The organism is Oleiphilus sp. HI0128, from assembly GCF_001635365.1.
In genome coordinates, this window is record NZ_LWGG01001576.1 from 1 (window position 1) to 1234 (window position 1234).

Sequence of the window (1234 nt, forward strand, 5' to 3'; positions counted from 1 at the left end):
CTATTTTATCTTCGTCTTATTCGGGTTTAATGCATATGCTGAGGGAGAGAATACTGTCTCAATTGGAAAGTTTTCTGAATGGGGGCTGGAGGAATGGGAGTCGGTCGAATTCAATGATGAAACCTCTTATCGTTTGAAAGACGAAAGTGATAATCCCAAACTGAAGGTTTTGCATGCAATTAGTCAAGCTTCTGCTTCGGGTATGTTCAAGAAAATGAAAGTGAATATACAGAAGACTCCCTTTTTAAATTGGCGCTGGAAGGTCAATAAACCCTTAGCGAGTTTGCCTGAAGAAACGAAGCAAGGCGATGACTATGCTGCGAGAATCTATGTAGTCGTTTCTGATGGCTGGTTTTTCTGGCAAACCAAGGCCTTGAATTATGTCTGGTCGAGCCGGGAAGATGCGCCAGCAAGTTGGCCCAATGCTTATGCGCCTGACAACACTCTGATGATACCCTTACGAAATAATAGCGACGGCGCAGGGCAGTGGCATATAGAAAAACGAAATATTCAGGAAGATCTGAAAGCCTGGCTCGGCAAATCCTATGACGAAGTTGAGGCGATTGCGATTATGACTGATGCCGATGACTCCGGGTCGAATGCCGAAGCTGAATACGGTGATATATTCTTTTCGGAACGGTGATAGGGATTTCACGGATGGTCAAGTTGCTGAAATCCTGCAGTCTTAAAAACGCGCCATTCCCGTAGTCTTAAAGACGCGTCATTCCCGCAGTGTGTTAAGCGGGAATCCATTTTGCTTGATGCGCCGTGCTAGGTATCATGGATCCCGGCTGAAGAGCACACCGGGATGACGATAGTGCACCCTAATGCCAAACAACCGCTTGGCGTGCTTCATACCAATCATCCAAATGAGGCTTGTAACTCGACTCAATAACATCTCGCTTCATCTTCATCGTCGGTGTTAGGTGCCCGCTGGCGATGCTCCACTCATCACTGACAATCGTCACGAACTTGATATGCTCATGAGGGTCAAGTGTAGAGTTTACGTCCTTGATTAAAGATTGAAAGCTAGAGGCAAGCTCTGCTTTAAAGTCATCACAGCTTGTTTTTTTGGCCGATGATTCGGCTAATACTACCAATGCGTGAGGTTGTGGGTACTCAGCGCCCGATACACAAACCATCTCAATGTCTTGATGGCCAATAATCTTATTCTCTATTGGCGCTGGCGCAACGTATTTACCTTTACTGGTTTTAAATATTTCTTTGGTTCGTC

At 45.5% G+C, this 1234-nt stretch carries 1 protein-coding gene and 1 pseudogene; one reads left to right on the forward strand and one right to left on the reverse strand.

All coding sequences use genetic code 11. From position 1 onward, the window contains the following. A partial coding sequence (locus tag A3763_RS25885) for a DUF3047 domain-containing protein (protein ID WP_082880609.1) occupies positions 1–643 on the forward strand: 643 nt, incomplete at its 5' end. Between the two features lie 181 nt (positions 644–824). On the opposite strand, the pseudogene A3763_RS29275 reads toward A3763_RS25885, so the two are convergent. After that, positions 825–1234, reverse strand: a pseudogene (locus A3763_RS29275) (AMP-binding acetyl-CoA synthetase); the annotation flags it as partial.